The sequence below is a fragment of the Siccirubricoccus phaeus genome (genome assembly GCF_008360935.1).
In the GTDB taxonomy this organism is placed as follows: Bacteria; Pseudomonadota; Alphaproteobacteria; order Acetobacterales; family Acetobacteraceae; genus Siccirubricoccus; species Siccirubricoccus phaeus.
Genome location: NZ_SRXO01000002.1, coordinates 252,653 through 271,057 on the forward strand (window position 1 = coordinate 252,653; position 18,405 = coordinate 271,057).

At 70.7% G+C, this 18,405-nt stretch carries 16 protein-coding genes; 8 read left to right on the forward strand and 8 right to left on the reverse strand.

Features of this window, described 5'->3' with window-relative positions:
• Nucleotides 1-105: 105 nt before the first annotated feature.
• Nucleotides 106-1,686, forward strand: a complete 1,581-nt coding sequence (gene glpD / locus E5N76_RS03590; RefSeq protein WP_149535931.1) for a glycerol-3-phosphate dehydrogenase — start codon at nucleotides 106-108, stop codon at nucleotides 1,684-1,686.
• A gap of 36 nt (nucleotides 1,687-1,722) precedes the next feature.
• Here the strand turns inward: glpD and E5N76_RS03595 are convergent, their stop codons facing one another.
• The 7 genes from E5N76_RS03595 to E5N76_RS03625 form a co-directional block, all read right to left on the reverse strand.
• Nucleotides 1,723-2,436 carry an ABC transporter ATP-binding protein gene (locus tag E5N76_RS03595; protein ID WP_149535932.1) on the reverse strand — a complete coding sequence of 238 codons (714 nt, stop codon included), beginning with the start codon at nucleotides 2,434-2,436 and terminating at the stop codon, nucleotides 1,723-1,725.
• A complete protein-coding gene (locus E5N76_RS03600; RefSeq protein WP_149535933.1) occupies nucleotides 2,423-3,229 on the reverse strand; it encodes an ABC transporter ATP-binding protein in 807 nt (268 codons plus the stop codon). The genes E5N76_RS03595 and E5N76_RS03600 overlap by 14 nt, the downstream gene beginning before the upstream one ends.
• Nucleotides 3,226-4,254 (reverse strand): branched-chain amino acid ABC transporter permease, encoded by a 1,029-nt coding sequence (locus E5N76_RS03605; protein WP_235907556.1) that lies wholly within the window; start codon nucleotides 4,252-4,254, stop codon nucleotides 3,226-3,228. The genes E5N76_RS03600 and E5N76_RS03605 overlap by 4 nt, the downstream gene beginning before the upstream one ends.
• Nucleotides 4,251-5,123 (reverse strand): branched-chain amino acid ABC transporter permease, encoded by an 873-nt coding sequence (locus E5N76_RS03610; RefSeq protein ID WP_149535934.1) that lies wholly within the window; start codon nucleotides 5,121-5,123, stop codon nucleotides 4,251-4,253. Before E5N76_RS03610 ends, E5N76_RS03605 begins: the two co-directional genes overlap by 4 nt.
• Before the next feature lie 244 nt (nucleotides 5,124-5,367).
• On the reverse strand, nucleotides 5,368-6,519 hold the full coding sequence (locus tag E5N76_RS03615) for an ABC transporter substrate-binding protein (RefSeq protein ID WP_149535935.1): 1,152 nt from the start codon (nucleotides 6,517-6,519) through the stop codon (nucleotides 5,368-5,370).
• Entirely contained in the window at nucleotides 6,516-7,511 is a 996-nt protein-coding gene (locus E5N76_RS03620) for an isopenicillin N synthase family dioxygenase (protein WP_187829955.1), read from the reverse strand. The genes E5N76_RS03615 and E5N76_RS03620 overlap by 4 nt, the downstream gene beginning before the upstream one ends.
• Nucleotides 7,512-7,524: 13 nt before the next feature.
• Nucleotides 7,525-8,289, reverse strand: a complete 765-nt coding sequence (locus E5N76_RS03625) for an SDR family NAD(P)-dependent oxidoreductase (protein WP_149535937.1) — start codon at nucleotides 8,287-8,289, stop codon at nucleotides 7,525-7,527.
• Nucleotides 8,290-8,503: 214 nt separating this feature from the next.
• On the opposite strand from E5N76_RS03625, the gene E5N76_RS03630 reads away from it, so the two are divergent.
• The 5 genes from E5N76_RS03630 (at nucleotide 8,504) to E5N76_RS03650 (ending at nucleotide 14,562) form a co-directional block, all read left to right on the forward strand.
• A complete protein-coding gene (locus E5N76_RS03630; RefSeq protein WP_149535938.1) occupies nucleotides 8,504-9,793 on the forward strand; it encodes an amidohydrolase/deacetylase family metallohydrolase in 1,290 nt (429 codons plus the stop codon).
• A 35-nt stretch (nucleotides 9,794-9,828) separates the two neighbouring features.
• Nucleotides 9,829-12,177 carry a xanthine dehydrogenase family protein molybdopterin-binding subunit gene (locus tag E5N76_RS03635; protein ID WP_149535939.1) on the forward strand — a complete coding sequence of 783 codons (2,349 nt, stop codon included), beginning with the start codon at nucleotides 9,829-9,831 and terminating at the stop codon, nucleotides 12,175-12,177.
• Nucleotides 12,174-12,965, forward strand: a complete 792-nt coding sequence (locus E5N76_RS03640; protein WP_149535940.1) for an FAD binding domain-containing protein — start codon at nucleotides 12,174-12,176, stop codon at nucleotides 12,963-12,965. The genes E5N76_RS03635 and E5N76_RS03640 overlap by 4 nt, the downstream gene beginning before the upstream one ends.
• Nucleotides 12,962-13,432: a (2Fe-2S)-binding protein gene (locus E5N76_RS03645; RefSeq protein ID WP_149535941.1), complete on the forward strand. Its 471-nt coding sequence runs from the start codon at nucleotides 12,962-12,964 to the stop codon at nucleotides 13,430-13,432. The genes E5N76_RS03640 and E5N76_RS03645 overlap by 4 nt, the downstream gene beginning before the upstream one ends.
• Before the next feature lie 77 nt (nucleotides 13,433-13,509).
• Complete coding sequence (locus E5N76_RS03650; RefSeq protein WP_207791850.1) at nucleotides 13,510-14,562, forward strand: glycosyltransferase family 2 protein; 1,053 nt, start codon at nucleotides 13,510-13,512, stop codon at nucleotides 14,560-14,562.
• Nucleotides 14,563-14,791: 229 nt separating this feature from the next.
• On the opposite strand, the gene E5N76_RS03655 is transcribed toward E5N76_RS03650, so the two are convergent.
• Complete coding sequence (locus E5N76_RS03655) at nucleotides 14,792-16,111, reverse strand: NAD(P)/FAD-dependent oxidoreductase (RefSeq protein WP_149535942.1); 1,320 nt, start codon at nucleotides 16,109-16,111, stop codon at nucleotides 14,792-14,794.
• Between the two features lie 99 nt (nucleotides 16,112-16,210).
• Between E5N76_RS03655 and E5N76_RS03660 the strand changes: the two genes are divergently transcribed.
• Both E5N76_RS03660 and E5N76_RS03665 read left to right on the forward strand, forming a co-directional pair.
• Nucleotides 16,211-17,308, forward strand: coding sequence for an extracellular solute-binding protein (locus E5N76_RS03660; protein ID WP_149535943.1), 1,098 nt, complete (start codon nucleotides 16,211-16,213; stop codon nucleotides 17,306-17,308).
• A 146-nt stretch (nucleotides 17,309-17,454) separates the two neighbouring features.
• Nucleotides 17,455-18,405: a 2-hydroxyacid dehydrogenase gene (locus E5N76_RS03665; RefSeq protein ID WP_235907557.1), complete on the forward strand. Its 951-nt coding sequence runs from the start codon at nucleotides 17,455-17,457 to the stop codon at nucleotides 18,403-18,405.

The following is an 18,405-nucleotide window of genomic DNA, read 5'->3' on the forward strand; positions in this document are numbered from 1 at the left end:
GCGAGGTCCTTCCGCGGCCGGCTTGGAACTGCCTCGCTGCCGGGCAGGTTATGTGGTACATGCCACATAACAGCGATCGGCGCCCTGGCGGGGCGGCAGGCGGGCATGCGCGATAATTTCGACCTTCTCGTCATCGGCGGCGGGGTCAATGGCGCCGGCATCGCGCGGGATGCGGCGGGCCGCGGCCTGTCCGTGCTGCTGGTGGAGCAGGGGGATCTCGCCGGCGCCACCTCCTCCGCCTCCTCCAAGCTGATCCATGGCGGGCTGCGTTACCTGGAGCACTATGAATTCCGCCTGGTGCGGGAAGCGCTGGCGGAGCGGGAAGTGCTGCTGCGCCTCGCCCCGCACATCATCTGGCCGCTGCGCTTCGTGCTGCCGCACCGGCCCGCCATGCGGTCCCGCTGGCTGATCCGCGCCGGGCTGTTCCTCTACGACCATCTGGCGCCGCGGGTCAGCCTGCCGGGAACGGAACGCATCGACCCGCACAGCCACCCCTGGGGCGCGCCGCTCCGCCCGGACATTCACGCCGCCTTCGCCTATTCCGATTGCTGGGTGCAGGACAGCCGGCTGGTCGTGCTGAACGCCCGGGATGCGGCGAAGCGCGGGGCGGCGGTGGCGGTGCGCACCGCCTTCGCCGGCGCCACGCGGGACGCGGCCGGCTGGACCTGCCGGCTGCGCGGCGCCGGGGGGAAGGAGTGGGCAGTGCGTGCCCGCGCCCTGGTGAACGCCGCCGGGCCCTGGGTGATGGAGGCCCAGGCGGCCGCCCATGTGCCGGCGCCGGACCGGGTGCGGCTGGTGCGTGGCAGCCATATCGTGCTGCCCGCCCTGCATGACGGGAAGCAGGCCTATATCCTGCAGAACGACGATGGCCGCGTGGTCTTCGTCCTGCCCTATGAGGGGCGGTTCAGCCTGGTCGGCACCACCGATGTGCCGCATGCCGGCGACCCTGGCGCGGCGCGCTGCACGCCGGAGGAGATGGCCTATCTCTGCACCGCGGTCGGCCGGCAATTCCGCCGGGCGCCGCGGCCGGAGGAGGTGGTGTGGAGCTTCGCCGGCGTCCGGCCGCTGCATGATGACGGCGCCGCCGATCCCTCCGCCGTCACCAGGGACTATGTGCTGAAGCTGGATACGGCGGGGGCCCCGCTGCTTTCGGTGTTCGGCGGCAAGATCACCACCTACCGGCGCCTGGCGGAGGAGGCGGTAGGAAAGCTGGCCCCGCTGCTGGGCTGCACGGCGCCGTCCTGGACCGCGGGGCCCAGCCTGCCGGGCGGCGATTTCGCTGGCCGCGACCTGGCGGCGATGGAGGCGGAGGCGCTGCAACGCTGGCCCTGGCTGGCGCCGGGGACGGCGCGGCGCATGCTGCGCGCCTATGGCACGGAGATGGCGGCGCTGCTGGGGGGCGCGGCGAGGGTCGCCGATCTCGGCCAGGCCTTTGGCTGCGGCCTGTTCGAGCGCGAGCTGGACTGGCTGGTGCGGGAGGAATGGGCCCGCACCGCCGAGGACGTGCTCTGGCGGCGCAGCAAGCTGGGGCTGCGGCTGGCGCCGGAGCGGCAGGCGGCGGTGGCGGCGTGGATGGGGCAGGAGGCGCGAGGGTCTCGCGCGGGGGCTCCGCCCCCGGGCCCCCCGGCAGGGGCTCTGCCCCTGCACCCCGCCGGGGGGTGGACCACCCCCCGGACCCCGGTGTGAGTTTGCGGCCCGACGGCCACCCATGGGCCAGGCGCCCTACGCTGTCGCGCCGCCCAGATAGGCGTCCCGCACGGCCGGGCTCGCCAGCAGCGCGGCGCCCGTGCCCTGCGTCACCACCTGGCCCGTCTCCAGCAGATAGGCGCGGTCGGCCAGGCGCAGCGCGGCCATGGCGTTCTGCTCCACCATCAGCACCGTGGTGCCGGCGGCGCGGATCTCCGCCACCAGGGCGAAGACGGCATCGACAAGGCTGGGCGCCAGGCCCAGCGAGGGTTCGTCGAACATCACCAGCTTCGGGCGGGACATCAGGGCGCGGGCGATGGCCAGCATCTGCTGCTCCCCGCCCGAAAGCGTGCCGGCGGCCTGGCGGCTGCGCTCGGCGAGGCGTGGGAAGCGGTCATGCATCGCGGCAAGGTCGCGCGCGACGGCAGCGCGGTCCCGCCGCAGCAGCGCGCCCATTTCCAGATTCTCCCGCACCGTCAGATGCGGGAAGATGCGCCGGCCTTCCGGGCAATGGGCGATGCCGCGGGCCAGCACCTCCCGCGGCGCCAGGCCGGAGATGGTCTCGCCCTGCCAGGTGATGCGGCCGGCGCCCGGCGCCAGCAGCCCGCTGATGGCGCGCAGCGTGGTGGACTTGCCCGCGCCATTGGCGCCGATGAGGCAGACCAGCTCGCCCTCCCGCACCTCCAGCGAGACCGCCTTCAGCGCGGCGATCCGGCCATAGCCGGCGGAGACGGCCTCAAGCCTCAGCATGCAGCGCCTCCTCCGCCGCGCTGCCGAGATAGGCGCGGATCACCGCCTTGTCGCGGCGGACGGCATCGGGCGGGCCGGCGGCGATGATGCGGCCCTGGTTCAGCACCACGATATGGTCGGAGAGGCGCATGACCATGGCCATGTCGTGTTCCACCAGCAGCACGGTCATGCCCTGGTCGCGCAGCGCGCGGAGCAGCGCCATCAGCGCCTCGGTCTCGGTGGGGTTGAGGCCGGCGGCGGGCTCGTCCAGCAGCAGCAGCCGGGGGCGGGAAGCGGCGGCCATGGCGATGCCGAGGCGGCGCTGCTCGCCATAGGCGAGGGAATCGGCCGGCCGGGCGGCGCGGTCGGCGAGGCCGACCAGGGCAAGCAGCGCCTCCGCCTCGGCATGCAGCTGCTTCTCCTCCCGCCGCGCGAAGGGCAGGGCGAGCAGCGCGCCGAGCAGGCCCGCGCGGCCGCGCAGATGCAGCGCCATCAGCGCATTCTCGAACACGCTGCAGCCGGCGAAGACGCTGCTGCGCTGGAAGCTGCGCGTCAGGCCGCGCGCGGCGATGCGCTCCGGCGTGAGGCCGGCGAGGTCGCTGCCTTCGAAGCGGATGCGCCCGGCCGTCGCGCGCATATAGCCGGAGATGACGTTGAAGGCGGTGGTCTTGCCGGCGCCATTGGGGCCGATGAGGCTGACCACCTGGCCTGCCGGCACGGCGAAGGACATGTCCGCGATCGCGACCAGGCCGCCGATATGGACGGCGAGGTTCTCCACTTCCAGCAGCGGCCGGGCCGGCGTCGCCGCGCTCATGCCGCGCGGCGCCGCAGCAGGGCCTGCAGGGCGGGCACGATGCCGCGCGGCAGGAACATGACGAAGAGGATCATGGCGGCGCCGTAGATGACCCATTGCACCTCCGGCGGGGCGGTGCCGCGCAGCAGATCCGGCATCAGGCCGAAGATGAAGCCGCCCACCACCGGGCCCCAGAGCGTGCCCTTGCCGCCGGTGACGACCATGATGACCATGGTGACGGTGTAGATGAACAGGAACACGTCCGGGTCGATGATGCGGGTGTAATGCGCGAAGAGGCTGCCCGCCGCGCCGGCGATGCCGGCGGAGATGACGGCCGCGACGGTGAGGTAGTGGGTGACGCGGATGCCGACGGAGCGGGCCAGGGATTCATTCGCCCGCAGCGCCACCATGGCGCGGCCGAAGCGGGACTGCACGAGCTGCCGCACGAGCAGGAAGGCGAGCACGGTGACGGCGAGGACCAGCCAGTAATTCTGGTCCTTGCGCGTCAGCTCCACCACGCCCTCGCCGGGCCACCAGAGGGCGAAGCCGGGGATGCCGATGAGGGCCATCGGCCCCTGGGTCAGCTCCACCCAGTTCAGCGCCACCATGCGCAGCACCTGGGCGAAGCAGACGGTGAGGATGACGAAGAAGGCGCCGCGCACCCGGAAGGCAAGGCGGCCGAGCAGCCAGCCGAAACCGCCGGCCACGAGGATGGCGGCGAGGAAGCCGACCCAGACGGGTTGCGGCGCCACTTGCAGGCGGAGGCCGAAGCCGATGGCGATGTCGAAGCCCAGGGTCGCCAGCGCGCTGGCATAGGCGCCGAGGCCGAAGAAGGCGACATGGCCGAGGCTGAGCTGCCCCGTATAGCCGAGCAGCAGGTTGAGGCTGATGGCGCCGATGATGAAGATGCCGGCGGAGGTCAGCACCGCCAGCAGATAGGGATCCGGGAAGACCACCGGCACGAGTGCCAGGAGGGCGACGAAGCCCCAGGGAAGGGCATAGCCCATGAACTGGCCCGGCCGGTTCGCGCTCTCGCCGCCGCTCACCCGATGCGTTCCTTCGCCGGGACCAGGCCTTGCGGCCGCAGCGCCAGCACCAGGATGATGAGCAGGAAGCCGAAGGCATCGCGGTATTCGGTGGAGACGAAGCCGCCGGCGAATTCCTCGACATAGCCCAGGGCGAAGCCGCCGATGGTGGCGCCCGGCAGGCTGCCGAGCCCGCCCAGGATGACGATGGCGAAGGCCTTCAGCCCCACCAGATCGCCCATGGTGGGGGAGACGATGAAGACCGGCCCGAGCAGCGCGCCCGCCGCGGCGGCGAGGCCGGAGCCCAGGGCGAAGGTGGCGGTGTTCACCCAACCGATGCGCACGCCCATCAGCGCCGCCGTTTCCGGGTCCTGGAAGGTCGCGCGCATGGCGACGCCGAAGCGGGTGCGGTCCAGCAGCAGCCAGAAGCCGAGCAGCAGCGCGGCGGCGACGGCAAGGACGAAGAGGCGCAACGGCAGGACGGAGACGGGGCCGAGGACCAGCGGCTCCCCCGGGAAGGGGTTGGGGATGAGCTTGGCGACGCCGCCCCAGGCCCACATCTCGGCATTCTGCAGCACCAGCGCGGCGCCGATCATCACCAGCATGACGCTGTCGATATCCGCGCGGCGCATGGGGCGGAGCAGCAGGAGCTCGATCGCGGCACCGAGGCCGATGCCGAGCACGGTGGCCAGGACCAGCGAGAGAATGAAGTCGAGCTGCAGCAGAGCGACCAGCGCATAGGCCATGTAGGCGCCGAAGGTGTAGAGCTCCCCATGGGTGAAATTCACCACGCGCATGATGCCGAAGACGAGCGTCAGCCCGATGCCGAGCAGGGCGTAGGTGCCGCCAAGGACGGTGCCGTTGACGAGGTGCTGAAGGGTCTGGTCCATCAGCAAGCGCCCGAAACGGGACGCCGTAGCGTCCGGGCGCGCTGAATGCGCGCTCGACTGCGTCGAGCGCACCTCAAGCCCGAGCCATGGGGCCGTTTGCGAGTCAAGGACGAAGCCGCGCGAAGCGCGGTGCCGCTTCGCGGCATTCTTGACGCGCAAACGGCCCCATGGCCCTCGCGAATGATCGCCTTCGACGGTGTCGAAGGCGCCGTGAAGGCGCCTTCGCAGACGGGGGCTGGCATCGTCAGAGCAGACTCGCCTTACCCTCGCTGAGCCGGACGACGGAGACGTTCGGGCGATTCTGCCCACTCTCCCGCCCCGCCGGCCCTTCCTTGACGAAGCTGATATCGCCGTTCACGCCGGGGATCTTCACCTGCCACAGCGCCTCGCGGATCGCCTCCGCCTCCGGCTCGCCGGCGATGCGGATCGCCTCCACCACCGTCAGCATCGCGTCAAAGCCGCGGAAGCCTTCGGTGAGGCCGGCGAATTCCCAGCCCTTCTTGTTCCACTCCGCCGTGTAGGTCTCGGCGAGCTGCGGGTGCGGCGCGCGCTCCGGGAACCAGGGCGCGTAGAACAGGATGTGGAAGCTGCTGTTTCCCGCCGGCAGCGGATTAGCCAGGAGCTGGTCCGGGAAGGAGCCGCCGGTGGAGACGATGCGCTTCCCCAGCCGCTGCTCCACCGCCTGGCGCAGCGCCAGCGTCAATTGCTCCACGCCCGTGGTGACGAAGACGGTATCGCCATCCGATTGCTTCAGCGCGGTGATCTGCGCCGCCAGGTCGGTGGCCTCCGGCGTCATCGTCTCCGTGCGGCCGATCGCCGCGCCCTTGGCGCGCAGCGCCTCCGTGAACTTCTCCGCGGCACCCCGGCCGAAATCGTTGTTCACCGAAAGGAAGTCGATCTTCCTGACCGGCGGGTCGAATTTCCCCAGCAGCTCGGCAAAGGCCACCGCCTCCATCTCCGAGGTCGGGGCGATGCGGAAGACCCAGGGGTTGCCGGAGGTGGTGATGCGGGAGGCGGAGGAGGTCTCCACGACCATCGGCACCTTGTACTCCACCAGCTTCGGCATGATGGCGAGGGTGAAGGTGGAGGACCAGGCACCGATCAGCACCGGCACCTTGTCCCGCAGCACCAGCTTCTCCACCGAAGCGACGGCCTCGCGCGGATTGGATTTGTTGTCCTCCAGGATCAGCTCGATCGGCCGGCCGAGCACGCCGCCGGCGCGGTTCAGCACCTCGGTCGCGATCTTCGCGCCGTTGGCAACGTAGTTGCCGGAGGCGGCGACGGCGCCGGTCAGCGGCTGGGTCATGCCGATCTTGATGGGGTCGGCGGCGAAGCCAGGGCGGGCCAGCGCCGGCGCGGCAAGGCCGGCCAGCAGCAGGGTACGGCGGGAGGTCATGCGGCGGTCTCCTTCTGCGGCGCTGGGACGGCGCGGGTCTGGCGGTACTTCTCGTCGCGGTAGGCGCCGGAGAGCACGCGCGGGTAGCGCGCCTCCCCGGGCGGGGCGATGCATTCGATGGGCGCGTCGTAATTCGGGTGATGGAAGAAGGCGATGGAGAGCCGCCGATTGCGCGCTGCCTCTTCCGGCGGATTCACCACGTGATGGCTGTTGGAGACCCAGCGGTCATTGGTCCAGCGCATCAGCAGGTCGCCGATATTCACCACGAAATGCCCGGGGTCGGTTGCCACATCCAGCCATTCGCCGGATTTCGTCAGCACCTGCAGCCCGCCCGGGACATTCTCGCCATTCAGGATGGTCAGTAGCCCGTAATCGGTATGCGCGCCGGCGCGGAGCTGGCCGGGCAGCGGCGGCTTTTCCTGCGCCGGGTAGTGGTTGAGGCGCATGGCGGTGATGTGCCGGTCGATGAAGCCGTCGAAGAAATGCTCCTCGATGCCAAGGCCGAGGGCGGCGACGCGCATCAGCTCCCCGGTCAGATGCTCCATTGCCGCGTAGTAGGTGGCGGCGGCCTCCCGGAAGCCGGTGGGGCGCTCCGGCCAGATATTCGGGATGAAGTAGCGCTGGCCTTCGGCGGAGCTGTAGTACTCGGTCGCCGGCCAGCTTTCCCGGCCGAAGTGCCAGTATTCCTTCAGGTCCGGCGGCGTTGCGGTGGCATTGCCGAGGGAGAGCGCTTCGACCCCCATCGCGATATAGCCGCGCGGCGTGCCCTTCACCGGATGCGCGGCGCGCAATTTTTCCGCCAGCGGGAAGGCGAAGAATTCCTTGGCCGTGTCGCGCAGCGCATCCATCACGGCAGGCGCCACGCCATGGCCGGTGATGGTGAAGAAGCCGGTCTCGCGGCAGATGCGGTCCAGCTCCTGCCCCGTGGCCAGCCGCGCCGCGGCATCGCCGGACAGGGCGGGGGCCAGGTCGATGACGGGAATGCCGGCCATGGCCGCGCCTCCTTCAGTGGAAATAGGCGCCGCCATCCACCACCAGCGTCTGGCCGGTGATGAAGGCGGCATCGGGGCCGGCAAAGAAGCAGACCGCGCCGACCAGGTCCGCCGGCAGCATGTCCCGCGCCAGCACGCGGCCGCGCAGGGAGGGCTCCTTCACCCCCTCGATCAGCCCGGGGTTCTTCAGCACGCCGTCGCTCAGCGTGAAGCCGGGCGCCACGCTGTTCACCGTGACGCCGTGCTTGCCGAGCTCCGTCGCCATTGCCCGGGTCAGCGAGACCACCGCGCCCTTGCTGGCGACGTAATGCGCCATGTAGGGGTTGCCCTTGAAGGCGACGCCGGAGCTGATGGTGACGATCCGCCCGCCGCCCCGCCGCTGCATCGTCGGCAGCGCGGCGCGGCAGCAGAGGAAGGTGCCGATCACGTTCACCTCCAGCACCCGCCGCCATTCGGCGATGTCCAGCGCCTCGAAGGGCTGTGGCGTCAGCGTGGCGTAGATGCCGGCGTTGTTGACCAGGATGTCGAGACCGCCGAAGCGCGCTTCGGCGGACTCCGCCATCGCCATGGTTGCGGCTTCCGAGGCAACGTCGGCGGTGACGCCGGCGGCTTCGTGGCCGGCGGCCGCCAGCTTCGCCGCTGCCGCCTCCGCGCCCTTGAGGTCGGCGATCAGCACGGCCGCGCCACGCTGCGCCAGCCCCTCGGCCAACGCGAAGCCGATGCCGGCGGCACCGCCGGTGACGATGGCGACCTTGCCCGCAAGCGGTGCGCCGCTCATGTGGTTCTGCCTGACATGGCCGGCCGCGTAGCAATCACGGTGCCATGTTCTGGACCGCGCCGGGCCCGGCGCGGCCCTCCGCTGCGCCCACTGCTTGGGCGGCGAATGCCCAGGAAAGATGCGCCCCGGCGCCAGTGGCGCCGGCTTGGGCACGGGGTTATTCTGGCACGCGCTTTGCGTTTTCCTTCAGCCGCCGCACGCAAGGAACCCGAAGATGGACGCCCTTCCCACCGAAGCTTTCGATATCCTGCTCCGTGGCGGCCGCGTCATCGACCCGGCGCAGGGGCTGGACGGCATCATGGATATCGGCGTGAAGGCCGGCCGGATCGCCGCCATCGCGCCCAGGCTGCTCGGCCCGGCGAACCAGGTGGTGGACGTTGCCGGCAAGCTGGTGCTGCCGGGGATGATCGACACCCACGCCCATGTCTATCGCTACGTCACCGGCCGGTTCGGGCTGGACCCGGACATGGCCGGCGTGCGCTCGGGCGTCACCACGCTGGTGGACCAGGGCGGGCCCTCCGTCCTCACCTTCCCGGGCTTCCGCGAATACATCGCCAAGCCCTCGGCCACCCGCATCCTCGCCTTCATCTCCGCCTACATGGTCGGCGGGCTGGAAGGGCATTACTATCCGGAGCTCTATGGGCCGGAGTGCATCGCGGTGGAGGACACGATCCGCGCCGGCCGCGACAACGCCGATCTGGTGCGCGGCGTGAAGGGGCATGCCGAGATCGCCGGCTTCGCCCGCTGGGGCATCAGCGCCATGCAGAAGGCGGCGCAGATCGCGCGGGGCCTGGACCGCCCGCTCTACATCCATTTCGGCCAGCTCTGGCGCATGCCGGAGGATGGGCGGACCTATGACCCGGACCTGATCCTGCCGGAGATGATCGAGATCATGCGCCCGGGCGACATCCTGGCGCATCCCTTCACCCGCCATCCCGGCGGCTTCGTGGACCGCAACGGCACGCTGCATCCCATCGTGCGGGAAGCCCTGGCGCGCGGGCTGAAGACGGATGTGGGGCATGGCTCCCACTTCTCCTACAACATGGCGCGGCGGGTCATCGATGCCGGCATCGTCCCGGATACGCTCGGCGCCGACATGCATGGCTACAACACCAGCGTGCCGAAGCCGCGCGGCACCCCCTCCGAGCATCCGGACAAGGAGGAGATGCACCTGTTCGCCGGGCAGACGAATTTCTCGCTCGCCTCGGCGATGACCAGCATGCTCGCGCTCGGCCTGGAGCTGAACCATGTGGTCGCCATGGTCACCTGCAACTGCGCCGCCATGCTGCGCATGGAGAACGAGATCGGCACGCTGCGGCCCGGCATGGTGGCGGATGTCTCCGTGCTGAGCGATGAGCGCGGCCGCTTCCGGCTGGAGGACAACGAAGGCACGGTGGTGGTGGCGGAGCGGCTGCTGCGCCCGGCCTTCTGCCTCCGCGCCGGCACCCGCTTCGATGCGGATGCCGAGATCCTGCCCGTGCCGGTGCTCGCCGAGGCCGCGTGACGACCGCGTCCGATCGTCCGAGCGCCAGCGAGGGCGTGAATCGGCCGCACAGCCATGCCAGCAAGACGGGCAAGGGCGTCGGGGCCTCGCTCCGGCGCAAGGAGGATGCGCGCTTCCTCCACGGGCGCGGCCGCTATGTCGGGGATATTGCCGTCCCCGGCATGCTGGAGGTGGCGTTCCTGCGCAGCCCGGTGGCGCATGCGCGGCTGCTGGGCGTGACGAAGCCGGCAGGGGCGCAGGATCGCGTCTTCCTCGCCGCTGATCTGCCGGAGATCGCGCCCATTCGCGCCGTCTCGGCGCTGCCGGGCTTCCGCGTCTCGGAGCAGACGGCGCTGGCGACCGGCAAGGTGCGGCATGTGGGGGAGGCGATCGCCGCCTGCCTCGCGTCGAGCCGGGCCGAGGCCGAGGACCTCGCCGCCGCCTGCGAGCCGGAATTCGAGGTGCTGCCGGCGATCAGCGACATGCTGACAGCGCGTGCGCCGGGCGTGCCGCTGATCCATGAGCATTGGGCGGAGAATGTCTTCCTCGAGACGCGGCGGGAGGAAGATCTCTCCGACCTCGATGCCGTCGCCGCGGCCAAGGTCACGCGCGTGCTGCGCACCTCCCGCCAGAGCATGGCGCCGATCGAGGGGCGCGGCGTGCTGGCGGAATGGGATACGCGGCTGGAGCAACTCGTCGTCACCACCGCTTCGCAACAGCCGCATGTCAGCAAGACCGGCATCGCGGAGGCGCTGGGGCTGGATGAAGGGCAGGTGCGCGTCATCGCCCCCGATGTCGGCGGCGGCTTCGGCTACAAGGCGATCCTGCTGCCGGAGGAGCTGGTCTGCTGCGCCCTCGCCATGCGGCTGCAACGCCCTGTGCGCTGGCTGGAGGACCGGCTGGAGCAATTGACCGCCAACGCCAATTGTCGAGAGCACCACTACATCGTCACGGCCTGGGCGGATCGGGAAGGCCGGCTGCTGGGCTGCGACGTGGACGCCACCGTGGATAGCGGCGCCTATTCCAGCTACCCTTTCAGCGCCTGCCTGGAAGCGGCGCAGATCGGTTCCATCTTCCCCGGCCCCTACATCCTGCCGCGCTTCCGCTACCACACGCTTTCGGCTTGCACGAACAAGCCGCCCATCCTGCCATATCGCGGCGTGGCGCGGCCCGGCGTGTGCTATGCCATGGAGACCACGCTGGATGCGCTGGCGCGCCAGCTCGGCCTCTCCGCCGAGGCGATCCGGGCGGTGAACCTCGTGCCGAAGGAGGCGATGCCCTACCGCAACCTGGTGGGCAAGCATTTTGATAGTGGCGACTACAAGGAGGCGCTGCGGCGCGCGGTCGCGCTGGTCGATGTGCCGAAGGTCAGGGCGCGGCAGGCGAAAGGCGAGTGCGTCGGCGTTGGGCTTGCCAGCTTCTGCGAGCAGGGGGCGCATGGCACCTCCGTCTATCACGGCTGGGGCATGCCGATGGTGCCGGGCTTCGAGCAGGCGCAGGCGCGCTTCACGCCCGATGGCGTGCTGGAATTGCGCGTCGGGCTGCACAGCCATGGCCAGGGGCTGGAGACGACCTTGGCGCAGGTGGCGCATGAGATTCTCGGCGTGGATCCGGCGCGGGTGCGGCTGGTGCATGGCGATACGGCGCTGACGCCCTATTCCACCGGCACCTGGGGCAGCCGCGCCATGGTGATGGCGGGCGGTGCGGTGGCGGAGGCCTGCCGGCAGCTTGGCGAACGCGCGCTGACCATCGGCGCCGCGCTGCTGCAGGCGGAGCGGGGCGAGGTGGAATTGGCGGGCGGTACGGTACGGCGCCGCGGCGGCGCCGGCATTGCGTTGGAGGAGATCGCCCGCACCTGGTATCGCCGGCCGCAGAACCTGCCCGCCGATGTCGATCGCGGCGGGCTGGACGTGACGGCCGGCTACCGGCCTGACCCGGACACGGGCACGCATTCCTATGCCTGCCACGCCGTGGTTGCGCGGGTGGACGTGGAGACCGGGGCCGTCACGCTGGAGGATTACGTCGTCGTCGAGGATGGCGGCGTGCTGGTGAACCCGATGATCGTGGACGGTCAGGTGCTGGGCGGCACGGCGCAGGGCATCGGCACCGCGCTGTATGAAGAGATGCCCTATGACGCGCAGGGGCAGCCGCTGGCGGGCACGCTGGCGGATTACCTGCTGCCGGGCGCGACGGAGGTGCCCGATATCCGGCTCGACCATATGGAGACGCCGAGTCCCTGGACCCGCTTCGGCCAGAAGGGCATTGGCGAGAGCGGCGCCATCGGCCCGGCCGGCGCCATATTGAACGCGATCAACGATGCGCTGGCGCCGCTGGGGGCGGAGGTGTTCGACCTGCCGGCGACGCCGGCACGGGTGCTGGCCGCCATCGAGGCCGCGCGGCGATGAAGCCGGCGCCGTTCGATTATGCGCGTCCGGCGGATTGGTCGGCGGCGCTGGCGCTGCTGGCGGCAGGCGCGCGGCCGGTAGCGGGCGGGCAATCGCTCGGCCCGATGCTCAATCTCCGCGTGGCGACGCCGGAGAAGCTGGCCGATCTGCGGCATCTGCCGGGCTATGCCGGCGTGACGCAGCAGGGCGGCACCATCCGCATCGGCGCCGGCACCACCCATGCCGCCATCGAGGATGGCGCGGTGCCGGGGCGGCTGGGCGCCATCCTGGCGGGCGTCGCGCGGCGCATCGCCTACCGGCCGGTGCGCAATCGCGGAACCATCGGCGGCAGCCTGGCGCATGCCGATCCCGCGGCGGATTGGGTGGCGGTGCTACCCTGCTTCCGCGGCGAGGCGGTGGTGCTCGGCCCGGCCGGGGAACGGCGCGTGAAGCTGGAACGCTTCGTCACCGGCATGCTGGCGACGGCGCTCTCGCCGGAGGAATTGCTGCTGGCGGTGGAGCTGCCGGCCCTGCCGGAGGCGGCACGGTGGGGGCACTGGAAATTCTGCCGCAAGCCCGGCGAATTCTCCAAGGCCACAGCCTGCGTCCTGGCCGTGCCCGGCGAGGCGCCGCGCGCCGTGCTGGCGGCGCTGGATGCGCCGCCGTTCGTCGTCGCCGACGCCTCCGCGCTGTGCGCGGCGCCGGAGGCGGAAGCAGCGCGCCTCGTCGCCGCGCTCGATGTCGCAGATCCCTGGCGCGCCGCCATCGCCCGCACCGCGCTGCGCCGCGCCGCAGAGGCCGCCTCGTGAAACGTCCCATCAGCCTGACCGTGAATGGCCGCGCGGAGACCGTGCTGGCCGAGCCGCGCACCCATCTCGCCGGCCTGCTGCGGGAGGGGCTGCGCCTGACCGGCACCCATATCGGCTGCGAGCACGGCGTCTGCGGCGCCTGCACCGTGGAGGTGGATGGCGCCCCTGCCCGCGCCTGCCTGCTGCATGCCGGGGCGGCCGAGGGCGCCTCCGTGCGCACCGTCGAGGGCTTCGATGGCGATGCGGTGATGACCGCGCTGCGCGAGGCCTTCAGCGCCGAGCACGCGCTGCAATGCGGCTACTGCACGCCCGGCATGCTGGTGACGGCGCGCGATATCATCCTGCGGTTGCCCGATGCCGACGAAGCCCGCGTGCGGGAGGAATTGGCCGGCAACCTCTGTCGTTGCACCGGCTATCGCGGCATCGTGCGCGCCATCCTCCGCGTGTTGGCGCAGCGGCGAGGCTGAGTTCGCGCCGCGCTTTGTGCATTGCGGGAGGCGAGGTCCGGACGGTATCGCCATCGGGTCATCTGCGGGTGGGACCGATGGAAGGGATGATTACCGGCGGTGGCGCGCCTGCCGTCTCGATCGTCGCGCCCTGCTATAACGAGGCCGAGTGCCTGCATGAATTCCATCGCCGGGCGGCGGCGGCGGCGCGCGCCAGTTGCGGCGAGAGCTTCGAGATCGTGCTGGTGGATGACGGCTCCCGCGACACCACCTGGGCGATCATCGAGGAATTGGCGGAGCAGGACCGGCATGTCGTCGGCGTGCGGCTGATGCGCAATCACGGCCACCAGCTCGCCGCCAGTGCCGGGCTCTCCCTGGCGCGCGGCGATCGCGTCATGCTGATCGATGCCGATCTGCAGGACCCGCCGGAGCTGCTGGCGCCGATGATGGCGCGGATGGATGCGGGGGCCGATGTGGTCTTCGGCCAGCGCGGCACGCGGCATGCGGAAACCTGGTTCAAGAAGACCTCGGCCAGCGCCTTCTACCGGCTGCTCTCCCACCTCGCCGCCGTGCCCATTCCGCGCGACACCGGCGATTTCCGCCTGATGCGAAGGCGGGTGGTGGATGCGCTGGTGGCGATGCCGGAACGCCAGCGCTTCATCCGCGGTCTGGTGAGCTGGATCGGCGGGCGGCAGGAAGCGCTGCTCTATGAGCGCCAGGCGCGGCATGCCGGCACCAGCAAATATCCGCTGCGCAAGATGGTCCGCTTCGCGGTGGATGCCATCACCGGCTTTTCCATCGGGCCGCTGCGCATCGCCACCTATCTCGGCCTGTGTTCGGCCGGGCTGGCGCTGCTGCTGCTGGCCTACACGCTGTGGCAATGGGCGGCGGGGGACACGGTGGCCGGCTGGTCCAGCGTGATGACCGCCATCGTGCTGTTCGGCGCGGTGCAGCTCATCGTGCTGGGCATCCAGGGGGAATATGTCGGGCGGCTGTTCCAGGAGGCGAAGGCGCGGCCGCTCTTCCTCATCGACCGGGTGGTGACGGCGGGGAATGAGCGCGCCCTGCCGGCGGAATTCTGCAGCCTGGCGCCGACCGCGCAGCGCGAGGTGTGGGAAGCGACGCGCGCGGCGACGACGCTGCGGGCGTAGCACAGGCGGACCGGTAGCTCCGGCGCTGCCCGGTGTCCTTCCGCGGCTTTGCCGCGGAAGGCTGTGCGAGGCGCCGCCGAGCAACTCCGGGGCCCCCGCGGCGTCGCGCAGCGACGTCGTGGGTAGCTAGAGCGGTTTCACGCTGACTGTGCAGCGTGAAACCGCTCTAGCTTATGGATTGTAGAGCAGCTTCACGCCTCCGGGCGATGCCGCCCTCTGGCGATCTGCTCTAGGCCGCCATCCGGTCGATCCTGTCCCGCAGCCGGTACCAGCTTCCGATGAAGGGTAGCACCCAGGACGGGTCGCCGGAATAGAAGGGCCGCGTCGGGAAGGGCAGCCCGTCCAGCGCGAAGCGTTCGTTGGCGGCGCCGGCCAGCTTCAGCGCCACGTTGTGCCCCAGCCAGGTCGCCATCGCCACGCCGCTGCCCTGGCAGCCGCCGGCATAGTGGATGCCGCGCTGCACGCCGATATGCGGCAGATGGTCGAAGGTGAAGGCGACGAAGCCGGTCCAGGCATGGGTGATCTTCGTCTTTGCCAGCTCCGGGAAGCAGGCGGTCATGTAGCCATGCAGCGCCACCGCCGTATCCTCGGCCGTGGCGGCGCGGAAGCTGGCCCGACCGCCCCAGATCACCCGCTTGCCGTCCGGGCTGGGCCGGAAGTAGTTCAGCACCCGCTTGGTGTCGCCCACCACGCGCCGCCCGGGGAAGAGCCGGTCGATGACCGCCTCGCCCAGCTCCTCCGTGGCGATGATGTAGCTGTTCAGCGGCACCATGCGGCGGGCGAACCAGGGCAGGGCGGTGCCGCGCTTGTCCAGCGAATAGCCATTGGTCGTCACCAGCACCGCATCGGCGCGGATCTCCCCCTTGTCGGTGGTAACCCGGAAGCCCGAGCCTTCCTCCCTGATCCCCTGCACCCGCACGCCGTCCACCAACTTCGCGCCGGCGCGTTCCGCCGCGGCGGCCAGGCCGCGGGCGTATTTGCCGGGGTGCAGGCTGCCGGTCGCCGCCACCTTCATCCCGCCATGGTAGTGGTCGCTGCCCAGCGCTTCCCGCTGGCGGGATTTCGGCACCATCTCGGTCGGCAGGCCGGTGAGCTCGGCCAGGCGCTCCGCGTCCTTCTCCATCGCCGCGTAGTGCTTCGGTGACCAGGCGGCGCGGTAGCGGCCGCAGCGGACATAATCGCAGTCGATCCCCTCGCGCTGGATCGTCTCCTCGATGAAGGGGAAGGAGGCGGCGGCGGCGCGGACGATGCGCGCCGCCTCCTCCTGGCCGAAGGCGGCGTCCAGCCCCGCCCCCGCCACCTTCAGCCCGCCCGAGACCATGCCGCCATTGCGCGAGGAAGCGCCCCAGCCGATCCGCTCCGCATCCAGCACCGTCACCGCATCGCCGAGACGACGCAGCGTCAGCGCTGCGGAGAGGCCGGCATAGCCGCCGCCCACCACCACCACGGGCGCGTGGTCCGGCAGGGTCGTGTCGCGCTTCGGCGGCTCCGCCGCCTCCCACCAGTAAGGGCTGGCCTTGAAGCCGGTGGCGAAGAGGGGGTGGCTCATGCGGCAGGGGGACTCCCCGGAAGGCGCTGAATGCGCTTTGATGACAGCCAGGTGAGGTTCACGCCGACGGCCCAACGCCGCAAGTAGGGATTGCCTATCATGCAAACATTCCAGCAGGACTGCGTGGAGCTGGCGCTGCGCCGGTTCCGCCGCGGCGAGGTCGGCCGGCGCGAGCTGCTGGCGGGCCTGGTCGCCCTGGGCGCCGTCGCCCCGGGGGGGGCGGCGATGGCCCAGGCCGAGCGCCAGATCGTCATGGTGAACTGGGGCGGCCTCGCCAATCAGGGCTTCGGCGATTTCTACGGCAAGCCCTTCATGGCGGAGAACCCGGGCGTGCGCGTGGTGCAGGACAGCACCGGCCCGGCCACCGGGCGCATCCGCAGCATGGTGGAGAGCGGCCGCGTCACCTGGGATGTCTGCGACAGTTCGGCCACCGGCGCGAACCTGCTGGGCAAGCTCGACCTCGCCACCAGGATGGACTATTCCATCATCAACCGGAACGACGTGATCGGGCCGGGCTTCGCCCTGGAATACGGCGTGGCGCCCTACTCCTTCAGCAGCGTGCTGGTCTATGACAGCGCGAAATTCCCCAATGGCGGCCCGACCAACTGGACGGATTTTTGGGACCTGCGGAAATTCCCCGGCACCCGCCTGCTGCGGCGGGACGCGACCTGCGTGCTGGAAGCGGCGCTGATGTCCATGGGCAAGCCGCCCTATCCGGTGGATATCCGGACCGGCATCCGCCGGGTGATGGAGCTGCGGCGCAACCTGGTCTTCTGGACCAATGGCAGCGAATCCGAGCAGCTGATGCGCACCGGAGAGGCGGTGATGGGCCAGATCTGGCACACCCGCGCCAGCGTGCTGCACAAGGAAAGCAATGGCCGGTTCAAATTCATCTGGAACCAGGGCGTGCTGCAGCCCGGCATCCAGGTGGTGCCGAAGGGCAATCCGGCGGGCGAGATCGTGCAGAAATTCCTCGCCAGCATGCTGGCGAAGCCGGAGCCGCAGGTCGGGCTGCTGGGCCTGCTGGGCAACGGGCCGACCAACCCGAAGGCGGCCGCCATGGTCCCGGCCGAGCTGCGCCAGTACAACCCGACCGACCCGGAGAACGAGAAGCAGCAGATCGTGCTCGACGGCGCGTTCTGGGGCGAGAATTACCAGCAGGCGAATCAGGACTTCCTCGACGCCGTCACCGGCTGAAGGTCTGGCCTGATTCCTGCTAGTCCACGATCGCCCTGAGTGGAAACGCTCGGGGCGAGTCTCGTTGGCGCCATTGGGGCTGGTCCCGCCCGGCAGGCTAAGGCCGGGGCAGGGGCCAGGCCACGGCCCGCCGGCTTGGGGGTCCGATGACGAATCGCAGGGTGATGGTGGTGAAATCGGGCGGCGCCGCCGGCTTCGCGGAGTGGCAGGACTGCTTTGCCGCCCTCGATCCGGCGCTGGAGCTGCTCTACTGGGACGACGCCATCAAGGTGCCGGAGCGGATCGACTACGCCCTGCTGTGGGACCCGGAGCCGGGCTGGCTGGCGCGGATGCCGAAGCTGAAGGTCATCTTCGGCTCCGGCGCCGGGGTGGACATCATCGCCGCCGACCCCGATTTGCCGCGGCACCTGCCGCTGGTGCGGATGAGCATTCCGGAAGCCACCCAGCGCATGGGCGAGTTCGTCTGCTGGGCGGTGCTCTCCCTGCTGAAGGACGGGCGGCGCATGGCGATCGCCCAGGCGGAGCGGCGCTGGGATTATTTCGAGCCGGTCTTCCGGGCGCAGCACCGCACCGTGGGCATCCTCGGCCTCGGCAATATGGGGGTGCGCTGCGCGGAGATGCTTGCCGGGATCGGCTTCCCGGTCATCGGCTGGTCGCGCACGCCGAAAGCGGTGCCCGGGGTGGAGAATTACGTCGGCGCCGGCGCGCTGGACGCCTTCCTCGGCGCCACCGACATCCTGATCTGCCTGCTGCCGGCGACGCCCGAGACGCGCGGCATCATCAATGCGGCGACGCTGGGCAAGCTGCGGCCGGGCGGCGGCTTCGTCGGCGTCGGCCGCGGCGTGCAGCATGATCTGGATGCCATCATCGCGGCGCTGGACAGCGGCCAGCTTTCCGGCGCGGTGATCGACGTGTTCGAGCCGGAGCCGCTGCCCTCCGAGCATCCGCTCTGGGCGCATCCCAGGGCCATCGTCACCGCCCATGTCGCCAGCTTGCCGACCAAGGCGGAGCGCGCCGGGGCGGTGGCCGCCGCCATCGCCGCCTATGAGCGCGGCGAGGCGCTTCCCAACCTCTACGACCATGCGCGAGGCTACTGA

Coding starts and splice junctions, on each gene's coding strand:
- glpD (WP_149535931.1), top strand. CDS start 106: ATGCGCGATAATTTCGACCTTCTCGTCATCGGCGGCGGGGTCAATGGC.
- E5N76_RS03595 (WP_149535932.1), bottom strand. CDS start 2,436: ATGCTGAGGCTTGAGGCCGTCTCCGCCGGCTATGGCCGGATCGCCGCG.
- E5N76_RS03600 (WP_149535933.1), bottom strand. CDS start 3,229: ATGAGCGCGGCGACGCCGGCCCGGCCGCTGCTGGAAGTGGAGAACCTC.
- E5N76_RS03610 (WP_149535934.1), bottom strand. CDS start 5,123: ATGGACCAGACCCTTCAGCACCTCGTCAACGGCACCGTCCTTGGCGGC.
- E5N76_RS03615 (WP_149535935.1), bottom strand. CDS start 6,519: ATGACCTCCCGCCGTACCCTGCTGCTGGCCGGCCTTGCCGCGCCGGCG.
- E5N76_RS03620 (WP_187829955.1), bottom strand. CDS start 7,511: ATGGCCGGCATTCCCGTCATCGACCTGGCCCCCGCCCTGTCCGGCGAT.
- E5N76_RS03625 (WP_149535937.1), bottom strand. CDS start 8,289: ATGAGCGGCGCACCGCTTGCGGGCAAGGTCGCCATCGTCACCGGCGGT.
- E5N76_RS03630 (WP_149535938.1), top strand. CDS start 8,504: ATGGACGCCCTTCCCACCGAAGCTTTCGATATCCTGCTCCGTGGCGGC.
- E5N76_RS03640 (WP_149535940.1), top strand. CDS start 12,174: ATGAAGCCGGCGCCGTTCGATTATGCGCGTCCGGCGGATTGGTCGGCG.
- E5N76_RS03650 (WP_207791850.1), top strand. CDS start 13,510: ATGGAAGGGATGATTACCGGCGGTGGCGCGCCTGCCGTCTCGATCGTC.
- E5N76_RS03655 (WP_149535942.1), bottom strand. CDS start 16,111: ATGAGCCACCCCCTCTTCGCCACCGGCTTCAAGGCCAGCCCTTACTGG.
- E5N76_RS03660 (WP_149535943.1), top strand. CDS start 16,211: ATGCAAACATTCCAGCAGGACTGCGTGGAGCTGGCGCTGCGCCGGTTC.
- E5N76_RS03665 (WP_235907557.1), top strand. CDS start 17,455: ATGACGAATCGCAGGGTGATGGTGGTGAAATCGGGCGGCGCCGCCGGC.